Annotated in this window: 25 protein-coding genes; 2 read left to right on the forward strand and 23 right to left on the reverse strand. The window is 53.8% G+C overall.

The genetic code is table 11. From position 1 onward, the window contains the following. Window positions 1-61: 61 nt before the first annotated feature. The 8 genes from LF929_RS12710 to LF929_RS12745 all read right to left on the reverse strand — a co-directional run bounded on the left by LF929_RS12710 (window position 62) and on the right by LF929_RS12745 (window position 6702). Entirely contained in the window at window positions 62-1369 is a 1308-nt protein-coding gene (locus tag LF929_RS12710) for an NAD(P)/FAD-dependent oxidoreductase (RefSeq protein ID WP_038903970.1), read from the reverse strand. Between the two features lie 294 nt (window positions 1370-1663). After that, the gene (ycfP, locus tag LF929_RS12715; RefSeq protein ID WP_226092939.1) at window positions 1664-2206 is read right to left on the reverse strand and encodes an alpha/beta hydrolase YcfP; all 543 of its coding nucleotides are present in this window, start codon (window positions 2204-2206) and stop codon (window positions 1664-1666) included. A 33-nt stretch (window positions 2207-2239) separates the two neighbouring features. After that, on the reverse strand, window positions 2240-3265 hold the full coding sequence (gene nagZ, locus LF929_RS12720) for a beta-N-acetylhexosaminidase (RefSeq protein WP_226092940.1): 1026 nt from the start codon (window positions 3263-3265) through the stop codon (window positions 2240-2242). 57 nt (window positions 3266-3322) lie between these two features. Further along, complete coding sequence (locus tag LF929_RS12725) at window positions 3323-4177, reverse strand: phosphotransferase (protein WP_038903968.1); 855 nt, start codon at window positions 4175-4177, stop codon at window positions 3323-3325. Continuing rightward, a complete protein-coding gene (gene lpoB / locus LF929_RS12730) occupies window positions 4155-4748 on the reverse strand; it encodes a penicillin-binding protein activator LpoB (protein ID WP_038907602.1) in 594 nt (197 codons plus the stop codon). Before lpoB ends, LF929_RS12725 begins: the two co-directional genes overlap by 23 nt. A 21-nt stretch (window positions 4749-4769) precedes the next feature. Further along, window positions 4770-5168, reverse strand: coding sequence for a YcfL family protein (locus tag LF929_RS12735; protein ID WP_210176381.1), 399 nt, complete (start codon window positions 5166-5168; stop codon window positions 4770-4772). Between the two features lie 7 nt (window positions 5169-5175). Beyond that, window positions 5176-5526 carry a purine nucleoside phosphoramidase gene (gene hinT / locus LF929_RS12740; protein ID WP_012884289.1) on the reverse strand — a complete coding sequence of 117 codons (351 nt, stop codon included), beginning with the start codon at window positions 5524-5526 and terminating at the stop codon, window positions 5176-5178. A gap of 114 nt (window positions 5527-5640) precedes the next feature. Then, window positions 5641-6702: a malate/lactate/ureidoglycolate dehydrogenase gene (locus LF929_RS12745; RefSeq protein ID WP_226092941.1), complete on the reverse strand. Its 1062-nt coding sequence runs from the start codon at window positions 6700-6702 to the stop codon at window positions 5641-5643. 39 nt (window positions 6703-6741) lie between these two features. Here LF929_RS12745 and LF929_RS12750 point away from each other — a divergent pair, with 39 nt between their 5' ends. After that, the gene (locus LF929_RS12750; protein ID WP_210176383.1) at window positions 6742-6954 is read left to right on the forward strand and encodes a hypothetical protein; all 213 of its coding nucleotides are present in this window, start codon (window positions 6742-6744) and stop codon (window positions 6952-6954) included. A gap of 59 nt (window positions 6955-7013) precedes the next feature. Here LF929_RS12750 and ptsG read toward each other — a convergent pair whose 3' ends face one another. From ptsG to yceD, 14 genes are all read right to left on the reverse strand, one after another. Continuing rightward, complete coding sequence (ptsG, locus tag LF929_RS12755) at window positions 7014-8447, reverse strand: PTS glucose transporter subunit IIBC (RefSeq protein ID WP_038903965.1); 1434 nt, start codon at window positions 8445-8447, stop codon at window positions 7014-7016. Window positions 8448-8774: 327 nt separating this feature from the next. Further along, entirely contained in the window at window positions 8775-9569 is a 795-nt protein-coding gene (locus tag LF929_RS12760; RefSeq protein WP_038903964.1) for a metal-dependent hydrolase, read from the reverse strand. An 18-nt stretch (window positions 9570-9587) separates the two neighbouring features. Beyond that, window positions 9588-10598, reverse strand: a complete 1011-nt coding sequence (holB, locus tag LF929_RS12765) for a DNA polymerase III subunit delta' (protein WP_210176384.1) — start codon at window positions 10596-10598, stop codon at window positions 9588-9590. 7 nt (window positions 10599-10605) lie between these two features. Beyond that, a complete protein-coding gene (tmk, locus tag LF929_RS12770; protein WP_038903961.1) occupies window positions 10606-11250 on the reverse strand; it encodes a dTMP kinase in 645 nt (214 codons plus the stop codon). Continuing rightward, window positions 11240-12274 carry an endolytic transglycosylase MltG gene (gene mltG, locus LF929_RS12775; RefSeq protein WP_210176385.1) on the reverse strand — a complete coding sequence of 345 codons (1035 nt, stop codon included), beginning with the start codon at window positions 12272-12274 and terminating at the stop codon, window positions 11240-11242. The genes tmk and mltG overlap by 11 nt, the downstream gene beginning before the upstream one ends. Window positions 12275-12280: 6 nt before the next feature. Further along, entirely contained in the window at window positions 12281-13084 is an 804-nt protein-coding gene (gene pabC / locus LF929_RS12780) for an aminodeoxychorismate lyase (RefSeq protein WP_210174279.1), read from the reverse strand. A 125-nt stretch (window positions 13085-13209) separates the two neighbouring features. Continuing rightward, entirely contained in the window at window positions 13210-14448 is a 1239-nt protein-coding gene (gene fabF / locus LF929_RS12785; protein WP_038907597.1) for a beta-ketoacyl-ACP synthase II, read from the reverse strand. 83 nt (window positions 14449-14531) lie between these two features. Beyond that, the gene (gene acpP / locus LF929_RS12790) at window positions 14532-14768 is read right to left on the reverse strand and encodes an acyl carrier protein (protein ID WP_012765204.1); all 237 of its coding nucleotides are present in this window, start codon (window positions 14766-14768) and stop codon (window positions 14532-14534) included. A 154-nt stretch (window positions 14769-14922) separates the two neighbouring features. Beyond that, entirely contained in the window at window positions 14923-15657 is a 735-nt protein-coding gene (gene fabG / locus LF929_RS12795) for a 3-oxoacyl-ACP reductase FabG (RefSeq protein ID WP_038907596.1), read from the reverse strand. A 14-nt stretch (window positions 15658-15671) separates the two neighbouring features. Then, window positions 15672-16601 (reverse strand): ACP S-malonyltransferase, encoded by a 930-nt coding sequence (gene fabD / locus LF929_RS12800; protein WP_210174278.1) that lies wholly within the window; start codon window positions 16599-16601, stop codon window positions 15672-15674. A gap of 19 nt (window positions 16602-16620) precedes the next feature. After that, a complete protein-coding gene (locus LF929_RS12805; protein WP_038907594.1) occupies window positions 16621-17571 on the reverse strand; it encodes a beta-ketoacyl-ACP synthase III in 951 nt (316 codons plus the stop codon). A 6-nt stretch (window positions 17572-17577) separates the two neighbouring features. Next, the gene (gene plsX, locus LF929_RS12810; RefSeq protein ID WP_019846099.1) at window positions 17578-18624 is read right to left on the reverse strand and encodes a phosphate acyltransferase PlsX; all 1047 of its coding nucleotides are present in this window, start codon (window positions 18622-18624) and stop codon (window positions 17578-17580) included. A 26-nt stretch (window positions 18625-18650) separates the two neighbouring features. Continuing rightward, window positions 18651-18821: a 50S ribosomal protein L32 gene (rpmF, locus tag LF929_RS12815; RefSeq protein WP_012769343.1), complete on the reverse strand. Its 171-nt coding sequence runs from the start codon at window positions 18819-18821 to the stop codon at window positions 18651-18653. A gap of 16 nt (window positions 18822-18837) precedes the next feature. Then, the gene (gene yceD, locus LF929_RS12820; protein WP_210174277.1) at window positions 18838-19359 is read right to left on the reverse strand and encodes a 23S rRNA accumulation protein YceD; all 522 of its coding nucleotides are present in this window, start codon (window positions 19357-19359) and stop codon (window positions 18838-18840) included. Window positions 19360-19519: 160 nt separating this feature from the next. Here yceD and LF929_RS12825 point away from each other — a divergent pair, with 160 nt between their 5' ends. After that, complete coding sequence (locus LF929_RS12825) at window positions 19520-20104, forward strand: nucleoside triphosphate pyrophosphatase (RefSeq protein WP_210174276.1); 585 nt, start codon at window positions 19520-19522, stop codon at window positions 20102-20104. Between the two features lie 73 nt (window positions 20105-20177). Here LF929_RS12825 and rluC read toward each other — a convergent pair whose 3' ends face one another. Continuing rightward, complete coding sequence (rluC, locus tag LF929_RS12830) at window positions 20178-21140, reverse strand: 23S rRNA pseudouridine(955/2504/2580) synthase RluC (RefSeq protein WP_016940852.1); 963 nt, start codon at window positions 21138-21140, stop codon at window positions 20178-20180. Window positions 21141-21593 lie beyond the last annotated feature (453 nt).

Consider the following 21593-nt stretch of genomic DNA (forward strand, 5'->3'; position numbering starts at 1 on the left):
GAATAACAGGTTGCCCACCGGGTAGCGGGCAACCTGAAGGCAAAGCCGAGTGGTGTCAGCCTTAGTGCAATTTGAGGCGCGGGCGGATAACCCGGTTGATGCTACCGACCAGCATCATCAGGCCGGTTTTGAGATAGCCATGCAACGCAATCTGATGCATACGGTAGAGCGAAATGTAAACGAAGCGGGCAATGCGCCCTTCTACCATCACCGAGCCACGCATCAGGTTCCCCATCAGACTACCGACGGTGCTGAATTTGGATAATGACACCAACGAACCGTGGTCTTTATAGACATAGGCTTTCAGTGGCTGATCATTCAGCAAGGCCAGAATGTTGCTGTAGCAACGTGACGCCATTTGATGCGCGGCTTGCGCACGCGGCGGTACCACGCCGCCGCCTGGCTGAGGACAAGATGCACAGTCGCCGATGGCGAAAATCGCCGGATCACGTGTGGTCTGTAGCGTCGGCTCCACCACCAACTGGTTGATGCGGTTGGTTTCCAGACCTGCAATCTCCCTCATGGCATCAGCCGCTTTGATACCCGCCGCCCATACCATCAGGTCAGCGTCAATAAATTCGCCGTCCTTGGTATTCAGACCGCCTTGTTCAGCGCTGGTCACCATGGTTTTGGTCAGTACGCGAACACCGAGTTGGGTCAATTCATGATGCGCCGCCGCAGAAATACGCGGTGGCAGGGCTGGCAGAATACGCTCACCGGCTTCCACCAACGTCACGTTCAGCGCTTGATTGCTAAGGCTGTCAAACCCGTAACTGTGCAGCTGTTTGACCGCATTGTGCAGCTCGGCAGACAGTTCCACGCCGGTGGCACCGCCCCCGACAATCGCGATATTAACCCTCTCTTTTTCGCCCTGAGAGGCGGAGAATTTGAGGAACAGGTTGAGCATTTCGTTGTGAAAACGGCGAGCCTGTTTCGGGTTATCCAGGAAAATGCAGTGATCTTTGACCCCTGGAGTGCCAAAGTCATTAGAGGTACTGCCCAGCGCCACCACCAGAATATCGTAAGGCAGTGAACGAGCCGCGACCAGCAACTCCCCTTGTTCATTGCGGATCTCAGCTAACTGGATAGTACGCTGCTCACGATCAATATCGGTCAGCATACCCAGTTGGAAATTGAAATGATGATTGCGGGCATGCGCCAGATAGCTCAACGCATCCATGTCATCATCCAGCGAACCGGTCGCCACTTCGTGCAGCAGCGGCTTCCACAGGTGGCTGTGATTACGGTCCACCAGTGTGATTTCCGCTTTATTCTTGCGACCGAGCTTGCGCCCCAGGCTGGTCGCCAGTTCCAGTCCGCCGGCACCGCCGCCGACAATCACGATTTTCTTGATTGGCAATGATGTCAAAATGACCCCCTGAAAATTTGTGAACCAATAGTTAATAAAGAGTAAAGAAATAATATCCTTAAATTACATATGGTTATAAATGATTGAATGGGATATTTGTCATGAGAATATCATGTAAGGTCATTTGGTCATACCAAAATTGATTTAAATCAATTTACTTTAGTTACAGATAGTCAGCCTGAAAAATTAGATATTGATAACCAATGGGTTAGCAAAAGAGGTTGGCAGAGGAAAAACAGGCTGCCAGACCCGCACTGAGCGAATCCGGCAACGATAGAAATCGACAGAAAGGGTTCAGCCTAATGATTTAAAGGCTTTGATGCGCTGCAGGTGTGAAGAAATGTCGCGGAACTTATGGCCTTCGATGTCGTTCCAGATGATTTCGTAATACTCGCCCAACAGGCGGGCGCTGCGCTGGTTATCCAGCATGTCGTCATGACGTGATAAGACCACCATACAGCGATCGCGGTTTTTCTCACGGAAATTCTCTACGCATTTGGTGGCGATATCAGCGTACTCTTCCGGGCGATCAATTTTGCCAGCCATATTCTCTTGCGGGAACAAATTAGGGTTGAACATGACCTGACGGATATCGCACAGGAAACCAATGCGTTCAGCCCAAAATCCCCCCAGTCCGACGCCACAAATCAACGGGCGATTATCCTCATTGGATTGCAGCATCTTGTCGATTTCCCTGAGCAGATGCTGCATATCATGACGCGGATGCAGGGTGCTGTAGCTCACCAGTCGGACATCCGGGTCGATGAACTGCAACTGCAGCACTTTCTCATGATTACCCGGACTGCTTGAATCAAAACCGTGCAAATAGATGATCATCTGTGCCTTCCCTCCAGCCTTGTTTAGCGGTGATTAACCGGCGGCTTTATGTGCCTGCCAGCGTTCACTCAATGCCGTCAACTGCGACGTCGCCTGCTTCCAGCGCGATGAATTCAGCAGTTCCCGACGCGTGATCATTCCCCGATGATAGAGCGTCTCCAGCCCCGGTACTTTGACCACCGACAGATTATCCAACACGCTGATGGCTCCCTGGCGCTGATTGCAGACCAAAATCATGTCGCAGCCAGCGTCCAACGCGGCCTGGGCACGCTCAGCGTAGCCGCCCATCACCGCCGCCCCTTCCATCGACAGGTCATCCGAGAAAATAATGCCGCCGAATCCCAATTCCTGACGCAACACCTGTTTCAGCCAGTAGGGCGACCCGCTGGCCGGGCGAGGATCCGCATCACGGTAGATAACATGCGCGGGCATGATGGCGTCCAACTGCTGTCGGGCAATCAACTCCCGAAAGACACGCATATCCCGTTCCCGAATCTGCACCAGCGGACGGTTATCCTGAGGCGTTTCCTTGTGGGAGTCCGCCGTGACCGCACCGTGTCCGGGGAAGTGCTTACCTGTCGCTTTCATACCGGCGGCACGCATACCCGCGATAAAATGCTCTGCGACGGCTAGCAAGGTATCCGGGTCGTCGTGGAAAGCTCGATCGCCTATTGCCGCACTCTGATGTCCCACATCCAGCACCGGCGCAAAGCTGATATCAATGTCCATGGTGATCATTTCCGCCGCCATGACCCAGCCCGCTTCTTGTGCCAGTTGCTGTGCCTGCTCCAATGGATTCAGTGCAGCAAAAGACTGGGCAGCCGGTAATGGGGTAAAGCCGTGACGAAAGCGTTGTACCCGGCCGCCTTCCTGATCGACAGACACCACCAACCGTTCACGCGAGGCACGCCGCATCTGGCGGACTAATTCGGCCAACTGGTCAGCATCGTGAAAATTGCGGCTGAACAGGATAACGCCCCCTACCAGCGGGTGCGCCAGCACCTCACGATCTTCCGCGTCCAGCTCGTAGCCAGCCACATCTAACATTAACGGACCCACAAAAACCTCTTTTTGTTAATTGCCATCAGCCTGATGGCCGCAAAACCGGCCATGACGCTACCCGCCTGCCCGACGCAATGCATCGGCGGTCTGACGGTAGCTCTGCTCACCGGTTTGCCGCCAGCGGACTTCGAACCACATTAAGACCAGGTAATCCGCCCAATATTGCCAGCGCGCCACCTGTTGCCGCAATGACGTCAGTGACAAACCACGCCAGTGACGGCAGTAAGCCTGTAAAAAATCCTGCTGCTGTGTCGCATCCAGCTCACATCCCCGAAACAACAATGCCAGTTCCAGCCCAATGTCGCCGTCTGCCGCATACTCCCAGTCAATCAGCCGCCAGCCCGCCGTGGTACACAGCAGATTGCCGGGATGCACGTCCAGATGCAGCGGTGCCATCAGTAGCGGTGTGGGTAGCGGCCTGTCGATAAGCCTCCGACAGGCGCGCTTCAACTGCGGTGAACGCCTTGCCGGGTCCATATGCAGCCAGTGATGTGCTATCAGGCGTTTCAACGCCAGCGGATAACCGTAACGTGGCTGGTGATGCAAACGCGCTATTAACGCCGCCAGCCTTCCTTCGATGAGCAAGAGCGAAAACTGGCTGGCATCCACCTCCAAGCCTGCCAGCCACTCGACTAACAACCAGCCATCACGCCAGCATGCCGGGCGCGGTGCCAGCGCGTGTCCGCTCAACTGACGCAGCACGCGGAACTCACGCTGGCGGGAAGTTCCTAACTGCCGCCCTTGCGGTGTTTCGCCACGCGCCAGCCATATCCCCGCCGGGGATTGCACACGCCAACTCTGCTGGCTAAGGCCACAGACTGGCTGCAGATGAAAACCGGCGGTGGCTACCGCCGGCAGAGCCTGCTGCAACAGCGCATGCAACGCCTCACTGCTGGCGAACCGAGCCATTACCGGACCAGACTATCTCACCGGTCTGCACCAGCATCAGTTGCATCGACAAATCAGGTGATTTGACATCACCGCTGGCATCAGCGTACAGCACATACTGCGCACCGACATAACGGGCCAGACCCACCGCTTTGCTACGCGATTCGAGGCTATCTTCTTCGGACAAACCTAACGATTGCCGGGCTACACCTAACTGTTCATGCGACACCATCGTAAATTGTCCCGATGCTGCCAACGCGTTGTATAACGCCGTTGTCGCCTGAGCAGACTGTAGCGAACCATTGGTGTTATTTTTAATTTTGTTCACCAACAGAATACTGCCTTTCGCAATACCGTCGGTTTTCACCATCTGCCCGACCAGCGGCGTTACCGCAGCAGACCAATTGAGCACCGGTACCTGAATTTTCGGCGGTGTCGGCAACGGCTGACTTTCTGGTGGCGGCAACGTCGGTTTCACCGGTACAGGTGGCGCGACGGGCTCGATAGTCGCCGGTTGTTCTGTTTGTGGCTCGCGGCTGCTACAGCCTGCAATTACCAGCGCCATCAGCACGATGCCAAGATATTTTTTCATGTCTGTCCTCTCAATCACGCATCAGAGAAAAAGATAAAGCCGCACCTGGCTGGCTGCCGGATTAGTATGCGTGGCCACAAGGGAGATATCCGTATGGGCAGGGATCACCACCGTCTGGTTGATACCCGGCGGCGGTACGTCCAGCCCCTGACGATCATACCAGTAAAATTGATAGTGCAGCGTTACCGGCTGTGTAGACGTATTGCTGACACGAGTCGACGCCTGCTGACCTGCATTGTCACGCGACAACGACGGACTGGAAGCACGAATGCCCGCAGCCAGTACCGCGGCATCCAGCACCAATGTCTGTTTGGAATTAATGTTCAGACTGGTCGTCCTGCTACATCCGACGAGTGACATCCCCAGTAGCAGGGCGACCAAGATGCCCGGTAACACGCTTTCGGGTAATACCTTACGCATGACCGTATCAACCAGCCAGCAGCGGCCCCAGCGGGCGACCGCCCAGCAGATGCATATGAATGTGATACACCTCCTGCCCACCGTGGCGATTGCAGTTAATGATCAAACGATAGCCGTCATCCGCAATGCCTTCCTGATGCGCAATCTTACCCGCAACCGTGATCATTCGACCAAGCGCGGCCTCGTGCTCTGGCGCGGCCTCATTCACCGTGGGGATCAGTACATTCGGTACAATCAAAATATGGGTGGGAGTGCGGGGTGCGATGTCGCGAAAAGCCGTCACCAGTTCGTCCTGATAAACGATATCGGCGGGGATTTCCCGACGAATGATCTTACTGAAAATGGTTTCTTCAGCCATAACACAGTTCCTTTAAAAACAAGCGCTCTTGCGCGAAGCGGCTTGCAGTATGAGTGATAAATCTAATGCTTTTCAACTCTCTTTGTCAGCGTATGCCATGCCTTAAGCAAGGTATTACGCCGCAAAAAATGCCGCTGACATCCCCAACGAGCACCCGGCATCGGTAATTTTCCGCCACTCACCTTCGGAAATGACGATACCATCAGCCAGACGTTGCGCACGCGCCTGACGCTCAGGCTCTCCGGCAATCAGGATCGGCGCAGACGAGTCCGGCACGCGCGACGCACGCACATAAGCCAGCATGGCATCATACTCCTGTTGCAACCATGACATGCCCACCAGCTTCGTCGGGTCAATCAGAATCGTGGTCATGTTGTTCACTATCGCACCTTCGCGCGGGTTACCCGGATGGATAGTGCCGCCGCCGGACAAAATACCCGCCAGTAATTCCGCGGCCAGAATCAGACCGCCGCCTTTGTGGCGCGCGATCGGTAGCAGCGCACCGGTTTGCTCCCCTTCCCACATGACGCGAGGGTCTGCGCTCAGATGACCATCACGGTCTAGCATCACCGGCTCATCAAAGGTTTTCCCCGCCAGCCAGGCTACGCGTGTCTTACCCAGTGCTACCACGCTGGTGGCAAAATCCAGAATAAAATCAGGGTTATTGTCACTGCCCGGGAAGGCGATACAAATGGGGTTAGTGCCAAAGCGTGCGTCACTGCCGCCAAACGGTGCCACCAGCGGTGCAATATCACTCACATTAACGAAATGAATTGAAATCAGGCCAGCCTGCGCCGCCATTTCACCGTACGTCCCGATCCGTCCCAGATGGCAGGTTGACGATAACGTCATCAGGCACACGCCGGTGGTTTTCACCCGCTCAATCGCCGCCTGCATCGCCTCACGGCCGGTTCGTTGCCCAAAACCGCGATCGCCCGCGAACTGCATTACCGCACCGCCATCCTGCACCAACCGGGCTGACGTATTGGGGTGCATGTTACCTGCGGCGATAAAACTGACGTATTCCGGCAACATGCCGACCCCATGACTGTCGTGTCCTTTGAGGTTCGCGCCAACCAGGTGGTGCGCCACACACTCAGCCTCATCATGCTCGCACCCGGCATGACGTAACAGTTCATACGCTATCTGCGTCAAGCGCTCAGCTGAAATCTGCATCCTGTTCCCTCTGAAAAGTGATGTTGTGATACGCCGCTGATGGACAATGTTGTTATTCAACGATGCTGTTATTTCAACAATATCAATATCGTTATTCAGGGCGGCGTTGGTTATCGCGCTGTCGGTGATGATAATGCCAACGGTTACATGACACGCGGCAGCGTCAATCATCCTACTGCTGAATATCCTGCGAGGGGAAACGATTCTGTTCAGTCGGGTGGGAATTTAAAGGCACAATATCAGTGGCAATAAAAAAGGGGCCGCAGCCCCTTTCGTCAACTCCCTGTTGTCCGTCAATGATGACGGATCTTTCAGTGATTGCGGATGTAATCATCCATATCGGTTTTCAGGTTATCAGACTTGGTACCGAAGATAGCCTGTACACCGGAGCCGGCTACCACCACACCTGCCGCACCCAGTTTCTTCAACTCAGCCTGGTCAACCTTAGACACATCACCCACGCTGACACGCAGACGGGTAATACACGCATCCAGGTTGGTGATGTTTTCTTTACCACCGAATGCTGATACCAGCGACGCGGCCATTTCAGAACCGCCCTGAGCAGACTGCTCGGATGCAGAATCTTCACGACCTGGGGTTTTCAGGTCCAGCTTGGCGATCAGTACGCGGAATATGGTGTAGTACACCACGGCGTAGCACAGACCCACAATCGGGAACAGCCACAGTTTGCTGCCGTTGCCACTCAGTACGATGAAGTCGATCAGACCGTGAGAGAAGCTGGTGCCATCACGCATACCGAGCAGAATACAAATCGGGAACGCCAGACCAGCCAGAATAGCGTGGATGACGTACAGGATCGGCGCTACGAAGATGAAGGAAAACTCGATAGGTTCGGTAATCCCGGTCAGGAACGCAGTCAGCGCAGCGGAAATCATGATACCGCCCACTTTGGCGCGATTTTCCGGTTTCGCCGAATGCCAGATAGCCAGTGCAGCAGCAGGCAGACCATACATTTTGAACAGGAAGCCGCCTGACAGTTTGCCCGCCGTCGGGTCACCCGCCATATAACGCGGAATGTCGCCGTGGAATACCTGACCTGCCGCGTTAGTGAATTCACCAACCTGCATCTGGAACGGCACGTTCCAGATATGGTGCAGACCAAACGGCACCAGGCTACGTTCAACGATACCGTAGATACCGAATGCCAGCACCGGGTTCTGGTAAGCAGCCCATTTAGAAAATGCCTGAATCGCACTCCCCACCGGAGGCCAAATGAACGACAGCACCACACCGGTGATGATGGCGGTCAAACCAGAAATGATCGGCACAAAACGTTTACCGGCAAAGAAGCCCAGGTACTCAGGCAAGCGAATGCGGTAAAAACGATTGAACATATAAGCGGCAATCGCACCAGCAATAATCCCGCCCAACACGCCGGTATCGGCCATGTGGTTAGCGGCGATATCAGCCGGTGACATGTGTAGCACCAGCGGTGCTACCACTGCCATGGTTTTCACCATGATGCCGTAAGCAACTACCGACGCCAGCGCCGATACACCGTCATTGTTGGTGAAGCCCAGTGCCACACCGATGGCAAAAATCAGCGGCATATTAGCAAAAACAGAGTCGCCTGCCTGCGCCATCACGCTGGAAACAACCGTCGGCAACCAGCTAAAGTTGGCTGACCCGACGCCCAGCAAAATACCGGCGATAGGCAGCACAGACACTGGCAGCATCAGCGATTTACCTACTTTTTGCAGGTTTGCAAATGCATTCTTGAACATAATAGAGAGTGCTCCTGAGTAATAGTGCTTCTATTTCTGATAGTTTCTGACAGTTCACCTGAAGGTGGGGAGGTCATCCTTCACGCGGTCGGGATGTGATATGCATCCTCATTAATTTTTACGCAGAGTAAAATAAATGTTGCATCAAATGTTTGATAGCAGTCACGTTTCAACTCATGGAAAACCCACGTTACTATCAGAAGTCTTATAGTTTGTGATCTAACGCCAAAAATTAGCCCTACCACCGCGCAGTAAACACGACAAGTGGCAGGGATTATTAGCGATTAATTACGAAGCCAAAAAAAACTCGCGTATTCTCAACCAGGATCACGCCACGGTCAACCGTGCAGGATCAATATGGAATAGGCGGGCGAAGTTTTCGGTGGTGGAGGATGCCAGCTTTTCGAGACTGACATTTTTGAGAACAGCCAGATATTCCGCGACATCACGCACATACGCGGGCTGATTTTCCTTGCCGCGATAGGGAACCGGTGCCAGCCACGGAGAGTCGGTTTCAATCAATAGCCTGTCTAACGGCACATAGCGCGCGACATCTCGCAGTGCCTCGGCATTACGGAAGGTCACAATCCCGGAAAAAGAAATGTAGAACCCGAGATCCAGCAGTTGCTCCGCTGTTTCCTTATCCTCGGTAAAACAGTGTAGTACACCGCCGCATTCATCGGCTTTTTCTTCGCGCAGGATAGCCAGCGTATCTTCACGCGCTGAGCGGGTATGCACGATAACGGGTTTATTCAATTCCCGGCCAATGCGAATGTGTTCACGAAACGACGCCTGCTGCGAAGAGACGGTATCTTGCTGATAATAGTAATCCAGCCCGGTTTCACCTAATGCCACCACCGACGGCAACGCCGCCAGTGTACGCAGTTCAGCGAAATCATACGGTGTTTCCTGGCTGAGTGGGTGTACCCCGCAGGAAAACGCCACATCGTCACGCTCACCAATCAACTCGGTCATTGAGCGAAACCCGGGTAAGGTGGTGGCTACCGCCAGAAAAAAGCCCACATCACGCTCACGTGCCTTGTTCAATACATCAGACACATCGTGGTGCAGGGACTGATAATCCAAACCATCAAGATGGCAGTGAGAATCAACTAACAACATAATCAGGACTTCCGGTATTCAGGAAAAAGGTGACGGAATCGGCAACGTAGGAGACGACAATACCGACTCCCACGTCAACAACAGTTCCGTTAGTAACAATTCGCGGTTAACACCAGTCACCGACACCAGTTGGTGGCGGCACTGCAACCAACACCGCAGACTGGCATGCAAGCGGGCATCGCCACACTGTGATGCCAGTTGCGCCACTAATGGTGCCCGATCCTGGTTGGTTCGCAGGCTAGCCGCCTGATAGTGCCATTTCAGCGCATCCAGAAATACGGTGCTAACCCAGTGAATGCGGCGTTCAGCGTCATCATGATTCAATACAGGCAACAGCGTTAGCGCGTCGCCTGATTGCAGACTGAGACCTAACTGCTGGCAAACCGCCTGGCGTGCTTTCCAGATGTCGGGTTGCAGCAGCGACTCTGCGGCCAGTGGCGCCCCTGCCGACAACCGCAATGCGGTCTGTGATGCCATCTCATCAGCGACCCCGCGCGTACGCAGCCACTGCATTGCTTGCGCCTGCGCCGGTGCATCCAGGTATAAATGCAAACAGCGACTGCGCAACGTCGCCAGCAACTGTCCCGGCGCACGGCACCCCAACAGGAAATAGGTCTGTGATGGCGGTTCTTCCAATGTTTTCAGCAACGCATTAGCCGCCGCTTCGGTCAGGCTTTCCGCCAGTGGTAGCCAAACGACCTTGGCCCCCCCCTGCCGCGAACGCTGGTACACCTGCTCCAGTGCATCACGCACCGCGTCAACCCCCAGACTGTGCTTCCCCTTTTCGGGGCTGAGGGTGTGCCAGTCAGGGTGGGTCCCCGCGTTCATCAACTCACAGGAATGGCAACGGCCACAGCTTTTGGCCCCCTCCGGCCGCTGACACAGCAGCCACCGGCTGAAGGCATACGCCAACGACGCCTCGCCCATCCCTTCGATAGCCTGCAACAACACCGCATGATGGCCGCGTTTTGCCTGATGCGACGCCAGTAACTGTCGGTAAGGTGCGTTCAGCCAGGGATACCACTCCATCAGCGATTCACTCCCCTCGCCCGGTCAGCCGCTGCAACCAGTCACGGAGTACCCGGCGAATATCCGCGTTGACCTCTTCCAGCCCGCGAGACGCGTCAACCGTCACAATACTGTTGTCGGCCGCCGCCAATTGCTGATAACGGGCACGGGTTCGTTCGAAAAACGCCAGCGACTCTTGCTCGATACGATCCAGTTCACCACGCTGGCGGGCGCGTTTTAGCCCCAGATCAGGTGGAATATCGAGATAAAGCGTCAAATCAGGACGAAAATTGCCTAACACCGTGTCTCGTAATGACGCCATCAACTGCGGGTCCATTCCCCGCCCACCGCCCTGGTAAGCCTGAGACGAGAGGTCGTGTCGGTCGCCAACCACCCAGGCACCGCGCGCCAGCGCCGGGCGGATCACGTTCTCCACCAGTTGCACGCGAGCGGCATACAACATCAGCAATTCTGCTTTATCCGTGAGTTTCTCTTCTGCCACACCCTGTTTGATAAGCGTACGCAACTTTTCCGCTAATGGCGTACCGCCGGGTTCACGGGTAAATACGATATCGTCGATACCAAACTCGCGCAGTGTTTCCACCACCACGGCATGAGCGCTGGTCTTCCCCGCCCCTTCGAGCCCCTCAATCACAATAAATTTACTGTTCATTCTTTTCCTTTCCGGCGGCTGCAGCCTGCGCGGAACGATACGCCTGCACGGCGCGATTATGATCGTTTAGATTCGAGGTAAACGTATGCCCACCTTTACCATCGGCCACAAAATAGAGATAACTGGTTTTGGCCGGATGCGCGGCCGCTTCAAGTGATGCCTTGCCCGGCATGGCGATGGGGGTTGGCGGCAGCCCACTAATCACATAGGTATTGTACGGAGTGGCCGCTTCAAGCGCACTGCGGGTAATCACGCCGTTATAGCTCTCCCCCATGCCGTAGATTACCGTCGGGTCAGTCTGCAAACGCATCCCCACACGCAGGCGGTTGATAAACACCGACGCCACCAGTGGCCGCTCCTCGTTAATCGCGGTCTCTTTTTCAATCAATGACGCCATCACCAGCAGTTCTTCCGGCGACTTATACGGCAGCCCCTCATCCCGAGCAGTCCAGACGTCATTAAGTATTTTGGTCATCCGCTGATGTGCCCGTTGCAGAATCGACTTATCACTCATCCCGGCGGTATGAAGGTAAGTATCCGGGTAAAACCACCCTTCAGGGTTCGGTTTATCTTTCAGACCTATCGCTTCAGCAATCTCTTGCGGGGTTTTATCCTCCAGCGTGTGCCGCAGATACGAGGCCGATTTCAGTGTTTCCAGCCACTCTTTCAGACGCGACCCTTCCACAAATCGCACCGAAAACTGTGCCTCTTTGCCACTGGCTAACAGCACCAGCATATCGCGCACGGTCATGGCAGGCGTCAGACGATAGGTTCCGGCTTTAAACGTGGCAAGCTCCGGTTCTAACTGCAGTAACCAGGGGAACCAGTGACTATCATCAATAATATGCTGTTCTGTCAGTAATGCTTGTAAGCCTTCACGATTCGTGCCGGCAGGGAGAGTGAAAATGGTTTCCTGTTTGATGATAAGCGGTGAGGCAGCGAAGTGTTGTATTTGCCGCCACCCGCTCCAGACAACCACCGCCAACAGAACAATAATCCCAAGACCCCACGTCGTTCTCTTCATAACCCATCATGACTCACAGTTAGGGCTCAGAAAGTCGTATAACTCTCGTGAGCGATAACGCCAGATATGCGCCTGATTCACGGGTATCACCGGCATCAGCGCATTGCACACCAGCACTTCATCGGCATCCGCCAACGTTTCCAACGGTTCCGACACCACATGGAGTTCAAACGCGGAGGACTGCAACAGCGCCATAATATGTCGCCGTGCCACACCGTCAACACCGCAAAGCGAGAGTTCTGGCGTAAATACCCGCGATCCCTTACGCCAGAATAAATTAGCGGCACAGCATTCCACCAGCGCCCCGGAGGTGTCAAGCACCAGCGCCTCATCGGCACCAGAGCGTTCAAGATGCGTGCGAATCAGTACCTGCTCCAGTCGGTTCAAGTGCTTGATACCCGCCAGCCACGCATTTTGCGCCAGCGGCACCGGACTGAGCGCCAGCCGAATGCCATCCTGACGCCAGTTGACGTAATGCTGTGGGTAGGGAGCCTGCATCACGATACGAACCGGCTGGTTACACCCAGCGGGGCTGTAACCACGACCACCATGACCCCGGCTGATGATAGCTTTCACGACGCCATCCGCTCGGCCCGCCGCCGCCTGTTGCATCTCATCGCGCAAGCGCGGCCAGTCGACCTCAGGCAACAGCAATGTTTCCGCCGCCTGCCGAAGCCGCTGGATATGCCGCTCCAGCCATACTACCTGCCCCGCCACAACCCTGGCGGTAGTAAAACAACCATCGCCAAATTGAACACTGCGATCCGATACCGGCAGTTGCTGTTCCGCCTTTCCGTCAACCCACCACATAGTCGCCTCCCCGGCCAGAGTGCAAGCCTGTCAATCGCCGGGGTGTCCGGCAAGCGGCAATACTCCTATTTTTGCACAGACGAAAAAAAACCCGGCAGAACCGGGCTCTTTATTAAAGCATTACATCAGACTTTTCGGAACACCACAGAACCGTTGGTGCCGCCGAAACCAAAGGAGTTACACAAGGTGTATTCCATGTTGGCGACCTGACGCGCTTCATGCGCCACAAAATCCAGATCACAACCATCATCAGGATTATCCAGGTTGATGGTCGGTGGAACAGCATTATCACGCAGCGCCATGATACAGAAGATTGACTCGACCGCACCCGCCGCGCCCAACAGATGACCGATCATCGACTTGGTCGAACTGACCATCACACGGGTATCTGCACCAAAAACGGATTTCACTGCCTGCGTTTCGGCCTTGTCACCCGCCGGGGTAGACGTGCCGTGTGCATTGATGTAACCCACTTTATCGGTGGTAATGCCTGCATCACGCAACGCGTTTTCCATCGCCAGCGCGGCTCCGGCACCGCTTTCCGGCGGAGACGTCATGTGATAGGCATCGCTGCTCATACCAAAACCGACGATTTCGGCGTAAATTTTCGCGCCGCGCTTTTTGGCATGTTCATACTCTTCCAGCACCAGGATACCGGCACCGTCGCCCAGCACGAAGCCATCACGATCTTTATCCCACGGACGGCTCGCTGCTTGTGGATTCTCGTTACGGGTCGACAATGCTCGTGCAGCACCAAATCCGCCTACGCCCAACGGTGTACTGGCTTTTTCAGCCCCGCCGGCCAACATAACATCGGCATCGTTATACGCGATAATACGTGCAGCGTGGCCGATGTTATGCACACCAGAAGTACATGCGGTGGCAATCGAAATGGTAGGTCCACGCAGACCGAACATGATGCTCAGGTGTCCTGCGACCATGTTCACAATGGTAGACGGCACAAAGAACGGACTGATTTTACGCGGGCCACCATGCACCAGCGCGCCATGGTTTTCCTCGATCAGCCCCAGCCCACCAATACCCGACCCGATAGCAGCTCCGATACGACTCGCATTAGCTTCCGTTACCTCGAGGCCTGAGTCCTGCATGGCCTGAATGCCTGCTGCAATTCCGTATTGAATAAAGGCATCCATCTTGCGCGCTTCTTTGCGCGAGATGAAGTCTTCACTGTTAAAGTCCTTTACTAAGCCAGCAAAACGCGTTGCATAGGCACTAGTATCGAAATGATCAATCAGGCTGATACCACTCTGACCGGCAAGCAGAGCATTCCAGGTTGACGCTACTGTATTGCCGACAGGAGATAACATGCCCAGACCAGTCACAACTACTCGACGCTTAGACACGCTGATCCTCCAGGGAGGGAAAAAATGATACTGAGGTAGAAGAAAAAACTTAGGCGGTCGAACGACCGCCTAGATATGTTCGATTACTGCTGATTAGCTTGAATGAAATCGATGGCTGCCTGAACAGTCGTGATTTTTTCAGCTTCTTCGTCTGGAATCTCGGTATCGAATTCTTCTTCCAATGCCATTACCAGTTCAACAGTGTCAAGAGAATCAGCGCCCAGGTCATCAACGAAAGAGGCATTGTTCACGACTTCTTCCGGCTTAACACCCAGCTGTTCAACGATGATTTTCTTAACGCGTTCTTCGATAGTGCTCATACTCTTAAATTTCCTATCAAAACTCGCTTTCGCGATGGTTTTCGTAGTGTATAAAATGTTGAAAAAGATGCAACAAAATCAATACTGGTCGAACCAAGATTTTGTGCTTTTTGCATTTTTCGCTGTAAATTAACGCAAATTACGGTGCTACTTATCAGATCATATACATGCCACCATTGACATGCAATGTTTCACCGGTAATGTAGCCCGCCTCATCAGAGGCTAAAAACGCCACAGCACTGGCGATTTCTTTTGGATCACCCAGACGGCTGGCAGGAACTCCCGCCAAAATGCCCGCCCGTTGTTCCTCTGTCAATGCCCGGGTCATATCAGTTTCAATGAAGCCTGGCGCGACGACGTTAACAGTAATACCGCGAGACGCCACCTCCCTCGCCAACGACTTACTGAAACCGACCAACCCTGCTTTGGCAGCAGCATAGTTGGCCTGCCCCGGGTTACCGCTAGAACCAATCACGGAACCAATAGCAATGATGCGGCCAAAACGTTTTTTCATCATGGCACGCAACACCGCTTTCGACATACGAAAAACCGAGCTCAGGTTGGTATCCAGCACTTCCTGCCAGGCATCGTCTTTCATGCGCATCATCAGATCATCGCGCGTGATACCGGCATTGTTGACCAGAATATCAATATCGCCGAACGCTTCTTTGATGCTGGCCAAAACGCTTTCAATCGAGGCGCTATCCGTAACGTTTAACGCGTAGCCTTTGCCTTTCGGCCCCAGCCATTCGCTGATATCCGCCGCCCCTTTCTCACTGGTGGCGGTACCGATCACGGTGGCACCACGGGCAGCCAGCATCTCGGCAATAGCACGACCAATGCCTCGACTCGCGCCCGTCACCAGGGCAATTTTTCCTTCAAAATTCATTATCTTCACCGTTTTTACTGTTCAAGCGCTGCTGATAAGGAAGCAGGATCATTAACCGCCGTCGCCGTGAGGCTGTCGACGATTCGTTTGGTCAGCCCGGTCAATACTTTACCAGGACCAATTTCCACCAGGGTTGACACGCCCTGAGCGGCTATATATTCGACGCACTCCGTCCAGCGGACCGGATTGTGCAGTTGACGCACCAGTGCGCTGCGGATAGCTTGCGGTGCAGATTCCGCACGCACATCCACATTATTTACCACCGGAATCTGCGGTGCATTAAACGTCACCGCCTCCAGCGCTTGCGCCAGTTTATGGGCTGCGGGTTCCATCAGTGCACAATGTGAAGGTACGCTGACCGGCAACGGTAAAGCACGTTTCGCACCGGCGGCTTTACAGGCAGCACCCGCACGTTCAACCGCTTCTTTATTACCGGCGATAACAACCTGCCCTGGCGAATTGAAGTTCACCGGCGAAACGACCTGGCCTTGCGCCGCCTCGGCACAGGCAGTGGCAATCGCGTCATTATCAAGACCGATGATCGCGGACATTGCGCCCGTTCCTTCCGGAACCGCTTCCTGCATCAGTTTACCGCGCAGTTCAACCAGGCTAACGGCCTGTTTGAAATCCAGCACCCCAGCGCATACCAGCGCGGAGTATTCGCCCAGGCTATGACCAGCCATCAATGTCGGCTGTGCACCACCCTGTTGCTGCCAGACACGCCAAAGTGCTACTGATGCTGTCAGCAACGCTGGCTGGGTCTGCCAGGTTTTATTCAGTTCTTCTGCCGGCCCTTGTTGGGAAAGCTGCCACAGGTCATATCCCAATACCGAGGAAGCCTCGTCAAACGTTTCTTTGATAAGCGGAAACTGTTCAGCCAACTCTGCCAGCATCCCCACAGACTGGGAGCCCTGGCCGGGAAATACCATTGCAAATTTCGTCATAATAATAGGTCCTGATTAATCAAAAACGGATCAGCGCTGAACCCCAGGTGAAACCACCACCGAATGCTTCTAAGAGAATCAACTGACCGCGCTGGATACGACCATCGCGAACCGCTTCATCAAGCGCTGAAGGCACGGAAGCCGCGGACGTGTTGCCATGGCGATCGAGCGTGACCACCACTTTATCCATGCCCATACCTAATTTTTTGGCAGTAGCGCTTATAATGCGCAGGTTTGCCTGATGGGGAACCAGCCAGTCGATTTTGCTCTTATCAAGGCCAGAGACATCCAGCGTTTCTTCAACAATATGGGCCAGTTCCGTTACAGCGACTTTAAATACTTCGTTACCCGCCATCGTCAGATAAGCCGGCTCAGGCGCTTGCCGATCGGTATAAGGCAAGGTCAGAAGCTCACCATAACGACCGTCAGCATGCAGATGTGTGGACAGAATGCCTGCTTCTTGCGAGCGTCCCAGCACTACCGCGCCCGCCGCATCGCCGAAGAGAATCAGCGTACCGCGATCAGCCGGATCAAGCGTTCTGGACAACGCATCAGACCCGATGACCAATGCATAGTCCACCGCACCACTTTTGACATACTGATCAGCGACGCTTAACGCATAGGTAAACCCTGCACAGGCGGCAGCGAGATCAAAAGCGATCGTATCTTTAATTCCCAGCATGTGCTGGATTTGGCAGGCCGAGCTGGGGAACGCATGGCTGGACGACGTCGTCGCTACGATAAGCAAACCGACCTGACTCTGGTCGATACCCGCCATATCCAGTGCGTTCTGTGCCGCACGATACCCCATTGAGGCGACGCTTTCATCAGGCGCAGCAATGCGGCGTTCACGGATACCGGTACGTGTAACGATCCATTCGTCTGACGTATCCACCATTTTTTCTAAATCAGCATTCGTCCTGATTTGTTCGGGCAAATAACTTCCCGTTCCGAGAATCTTTGTATACATGTACGCTCAGTCACTCTTGGGTAATACAGCCTTTAGTCGCGACGCAATCCGCTCCGGGAGTTGCCGCTGCACCGTCTGCATGGCCTGTTCGATCGCTACGGCAAACGCATTCTGGTTCGCAGCGCCGTGGCTCTTTATGACAGTTCCACGTAATCCTAACAGACATGCACCGTTATAGTGGTCAGGGTTCAGGTGTCCAAAACGCCTGGCCAGACGCCTTTTCAAAAAACGCCCTAAAAATTTCAACCACCACGGCTGTGCTTGCCGACCTTCTCCCTCACCAGACGTTCCCTTCAGGAGAGACAGAAACATTCGCACGACACCTTCCATAGTTTTCAACGTGACGTTACCTACAAAGCCGTCACAGACCATCACATCCGTTTTGCCGGTCAGTAATTCGTTGCCTTCCAGATAACCAATATAGTTAATCGAAGGCATAGCTTTCAGTTGCGCTGCAGCGTCACGGATACTGGCAAGCCCTTTGCTCTCTTCTTCACCGATATTCAGCAGCGCGACGCGCGGATTCTTCAATCCAAGCACTTCTTCCGCCATGACCGACCCCATCACGGCAAACTGCACCAGCATCGTGCTGTCGCAGTCAACATTCGCTCCCAAATCCAATACGACGCTCTTCCCGTGCTGCTGATGAGGCAACATCGTCATCAATGCCGGGCGATCAATCCCCTCAATCGGTTTGATCAGTAACGTCGCCAATCCCATCAGCGCGCCAGTATTCCCTGCACTAACGCAGGCTTGCGCACGCCCTTCCCGGATCAGCTCCAGAGCGATGCGCATAGAAGTCCCCCGACTGGCTCGAATAGCCTGGGATGGACGCGCATCACCAGCGATCACCGATTCGGCTGGTACAATTTCCAGACGGGAAGATAAAGGGGAATCGACGTTGGCAAGTAATGGAGTAAGCGCAGAAGGATCGCCGACCAACAGTAAATGGAGGTCTGGATTAGAATCCAGTGCCTGCAATGCAGCAGGCACTGTAACGCAGGGACCGAAGTCCCCGCCCATTGCATCTAACGCCAAGGTTAGGCGCGTCAAAGTGTTTCCTTGCGAAATCGCAAGAATTACTTAGCAACAACCTTGCGACCGCGGTAGTAACCATCCGCAGTGACGTGGTGACGCAGATGAGTTTCGCCGGAAACTTTATCTACGGATACAGCGGAAGTGGTCAGCGCATCGTGAGCACGACGCATACCACGCTTGGAACGGCTAGGTTTATTCTGTTGTACGGCCATGGACCTTACTCCTTAATTACTTACGCTTTAAACTGGCTAATACGGCAAATGGATTCGGTTTTTCCGCCTCAGCGGGCAACTGACCAAACACCATATCCGCTTCGGACACTTCACAGTGTTCAGAATCATGCACCGGCGCAATGGGTAAAGAGAGGATAAGTTCATCTTCAACCATCGCCAGCAAATCAACCTCACCGAACTCATTGACTTCGATAGGTTCATAAGCCTCCGGCAAGGCTTCGGCCTGTTCATCACTGATGAACGGGCTAAAACAGAACGTGGTGTGGACCTGATGTTCGAAAGTCTTGCCGCAGCGCTGACACAGCAACGTCACCGTTACATCAGCCTGTCCATCAATCACCGCCAGCCGCTGGCTGTCAATGTTGAATGACAGCGTCGCATTCACATCACTGTCCACACTAACCACTGATTCGGCAACACGCATCACCTGTTCAGCCGTATAGACACCAACATAATCTAAACGTTTTTGAGCAGTGCGAACCGCATCAAGGGTTAAGGGTAATTTTACCTTTTGCATAGGGCGCGCATATTAACGTCGTAACGACGGAGAGTCAAAGAAAAAGGTGGCGATGTCAGTGCTTTCACCCAAATTTACTTTCGCACACCTCAATTCGCTTCCAGAGCGACAAGCAGTTTAAAATGCATTCCCTGATTACGCTATGACCTGGTTGAAATTTATGTCCCGGATTGTACTCGCCTCTACATCCATTTATCGCAAGGCCCTGCTTGAAAAACTGGGGTTGGCGTTTATCTGCGCCGCACCTGATTACGATGAAACACCGGATACCGGAGAAAGCGCCACCGAACTGGTTCGCCGACTGGCTATCGGCAAAGCAAAATCGCTCGCAGAACGCTACCCAGACAGCCTGATTATTGGCAGCGATCAGGTGTGTGTGGTGGGCAACACGATTACCGGAAAACCGCACACGCCGGAAAACGCGATACGCCAGTTACAGCAAGCCAGTGGACAGTGCATTACCTTTTATACCGGATTGGCATTATTCAACAGCGCAACGGCGCATCTGCAATCAGTCGTTGAGCCGTTTGACGTGTACTTTCGTGCACTCAGTACACGCGAGATTGAACGCTACGTTGATATTGAGCAGCCGCTTGACTGTGCTGGCAGCTTTAAAAGCGAAGGACTTGGCATTACTTTGTTTGACCGGTTATCAGGGCGCGACCCCAATACGCTTGTCGGCTTACCGCTCATTACGTTACTGGAGTTATTGCGCGTGGAAGGGGTTAATCCGTTATTGCAATGATGAGGGAGTGATCTGGAGGCAGAGCGCGCACGCGCCCTGCCATGTCGGCAACGCGTGCGCAGTAACGCACGTGTTATTTCTGACTTTGCCGTTGTCGCAAAACCTGCAGACAGTGACGCAAGCCCGCATCGAGCGGAGCCTCAATGCGTAACGTTTCACCGGTATGGGGATGTTCGAAACGCAATGCTTGTGCATGGAGAAACAGACGTTTTAGTCCGGTACCTACCAGTTGAGCGTCGAAATCACGATCACCGTAGCGATCATCAAACGCAATCGGATGACCGGCATGCTGAGTATGTACGCGAATCTGGTGGGTTCTGCCGGTTATCGGGCTGGCTCGTACCAGTGTGGCGCAATCGAATCGCTCTTCCACCTTAAACAACGTTTCCGATGGTTTACCTTCACTATTAACGCGCACGATGCGCTCGCCGCTTTGCAGCACATTCTTCAGCAACGGTGCCTGCACAGATTTACAATGTGACTGCCATTGCCCACGAACCAGTGCCAGATAATCCTTCTGCATGCCTTTAGCACGCAGTTGCTCATGCAGTGAACGCAACGCCGAACGCTTCTTGGCCACCAGCAACACCCCGGACGTATCGCGATCCAGACGATGTACCAGTTCCAGAAAGCGTGCTTCAGGACGCAGTGCTCTCAGCCCCTCGATCACCCCAAAGCTCAGCCCGCTGCCACCATGCACCGCTGTCCCTGACGGTTTATTCAGCAACAACAAGTAGTCATCCTCATAAAGGATGCAGTTTGCCAACGCGGAGACTTTATCAAGGCTGGCGGAAACTGCTGCCTCTTCGCGCTCTGACTGGCGCACCGGAGGAATGCGAATTTCATCACCATCCAGTAATTTGTATTCTGGCTTCACGCGCTTTTTATTTACCCGCACTTCGCCTTTACGCAAGATGCGATAAATCATGCTCTTCGGTACGCCTTTAAGTTGCGTACGCAAAAAATTGTCGATCCGCTGGCCTGCTTCTTCGGCGGAGATCGTCAGAAATTGTACGGTTGGATTCTCTGTTTTCATGGAAGCGGATTCTAAAGAGCACACACCGATAGCGCCACATCTTTTTCTATGGTTAACTGTCAGTCTGGCTTATGAAGATATTGTTACTGTCTATGGCCCGACTGGTTTCGGCATCAACAGGTATCAGTTTGGTTAAAAACAGCACAATAAACTTTATATTGACAGGCAAAGTCACCTTGCTATCGACGTGTCAGCAATGGAATAATGCTTTGGCTTTCCGTGCTGATTTCCGGTAAAACAAGGGAAATTGCGGAATTATTATATTTGTCTGATTACTCATAAACGCAGCAATGGCGTAAGACGTATTGAATAATCAGGCAGTTAGCGAGCTGTGGTTTGCAGCTTGGCCGGCATATGGAATCAGATCTGGCAACCTATTTTCAGAAGCTGTTCCCGCAGTAAACGTGCTGTATTCCATCAGGAAATACAGGCTACCGAAACATGCGCCTCTAT

The sequence above is a fragment of the Dickeya oryzae genome, assembly GCF_020406815.2.
Classification (GTDB): domain Bacteria; phylum Pseudomonadota; class Gammaproteobacteria; order Enterobacterales; family Enterobacteriaceae; genus Dickeya; species Dickeya oryzae.

What these genes read in the sequence shown, in the direction of transcription:
- LF929_RS12760 (WP_038903964.1), bottom strand. Translation starts at nt 9,569, where the DNA reads ATGTTGTTAGTTGATTCTCACTGCCATCTTGATGGTTTGGATTATCAG.
- fabD (WP_210174278.1), bottom strand. Translation starts at nt 16,601, where the DNA reads ATGACGAAATTTGCAATGGTATTTCCCGGCCAGGGCTCCCAGTCTGTG.
- LF929_RS12805 (WP_038907594.1), bottom strand. Translation starts at nt 17,571, where the DNA reads ATGTATACAAAGATTCTCGGAACGGGAAGTTATTTGCCCGAACAAATC.
- LF929_RS12735 (WP_210176381.1), bottom strand. Translation starts at nt 5,168, where the DNA reads ATGCGTAAGGTATTACCCGAAAGCGTGTTACCGGGCATCTTGGTCGCC.
- fabG (WP_038907596.1), bottom strand. Translation starts at nt 15,657, where the DNA reads ATGAATTTTGAAGGAAAAATTGCCCTGGTGACGGGCGCGAGTCGAGGC.
- mltG (WP_210176385.1), bottom strand. Translation starts at nt 12,274, where the DNA reads ATGAAGAGAACGACGTGGGGTCTTGGGATTATTGTTCTGTTGGCGGTG.
- lpoB (WP_038907602.1), bottom strand. Translation starts at nt 4,748, where the DNA reads ATGAAAAAATATCTTGGCATCGTGCTGATGGCGCTGGTAATTGCAGGC.
- yceD (WP_210174277.1), bottom strand. Translation starts at nt 19,359, where the DNA reads ATGCAAAAGGTAAAATTACCCTTAACCCTTGATGCGGTTCGCACTGCT.
- acpP (WP_012765204.1), bottom strand. Translation starts at nt 14,768, where the DNA reads ATGAGCACTATCGAAGAACGCGTTAAGAAAATCATCGTTGAACAGCTG.
- pabC (WP_210174279.1), bottom strand. Translation starts at nt 13,084, where the DNA reads ATGTGGTGGGTTGACGGAAAGGCGGAACAGCAACTGCCGGTATCGGAT.
- ptsG (WP_038903965.1), bottom strand. Translation starts at nt 8,447, where the DNA reads ATGTTCAAGAATGCATTTGCAAACCTGCAAAAAGTAGGTAAATCGCTG.
- LF929_RS12725 (WP_038903968.1), bottom strand. Translation starts at nt 4,177, where the DNA reads ATGGCTCGGTTCGCCAGCAGTGAGGCGTTGCATGCGCTGTTGCAGCAG.
- LF929_RS12750 (WP_210176383.1), top strand. Translation starts at nt 6,742, where the DNA reads ATGGACAATGTTGTTATTCAACGATGCTGTTATTTCAACAATATCAAT.
- rluC (WP_016940852.1), bottom strand. Translation starts at nt 21,140, where the DNA reads ATGAAAACAGAGAATCCAACCGTACAATTTCTGACGATCTCCGCCGAA.
- ycfP (WP_226092939.1), bottom strand. Translation starts at nt 2,206, where the DNA reads ATGATCATCTATTTGCACGGTTTTGATTCAAGCAGTCCGGGTAATCAT.
- holB (WP_210176384.1), bottom strand. Translation starts at nt 10,598, where the DNA reads ATGGAGTGGTATCCCTGGCTGAACGCACCTTACCGACAGTTACTGGCG.
- hinT (WP_012884289.1), bottom strand. Translation starts at nt 5,526, where the DNA reads ATGGCTGAAGAAACCATTTTCAGTAAGATCATTCGTCGGGAAATCCCC.
- rpmF (WP_012769343.1), bottom strand. Translation starts at nt 18,821, where the DNA reads ATGGCCGTACAACAGAATAAACCTAGCCGTTCCAAGCGTGGTATGCGT.
- LF929_RS12745 (WP_226092941.1), bottom strand. Translation starts at nt 6,702, where the DNA reads ATGCAGATTTCAGCTGAGCGCTTGACGCAGATAGCGTATGAACTGTTA.
- tmk (WP_038903961.1), bottom strand. Translation starts at nt 11,250, where the DNA reads ATGAACAGTAAATTTATTGTGATTGAGGGGCTCGAAGGGGCGGGGAAG.
- LF929_RS12825 (WP_210174276.1), top strand. Translation starts at nt 19,520, where the DNA reads ATGTCCCGGATTGTACTCGCCTCTACATCCATTTATCGCAAGGCCCTG.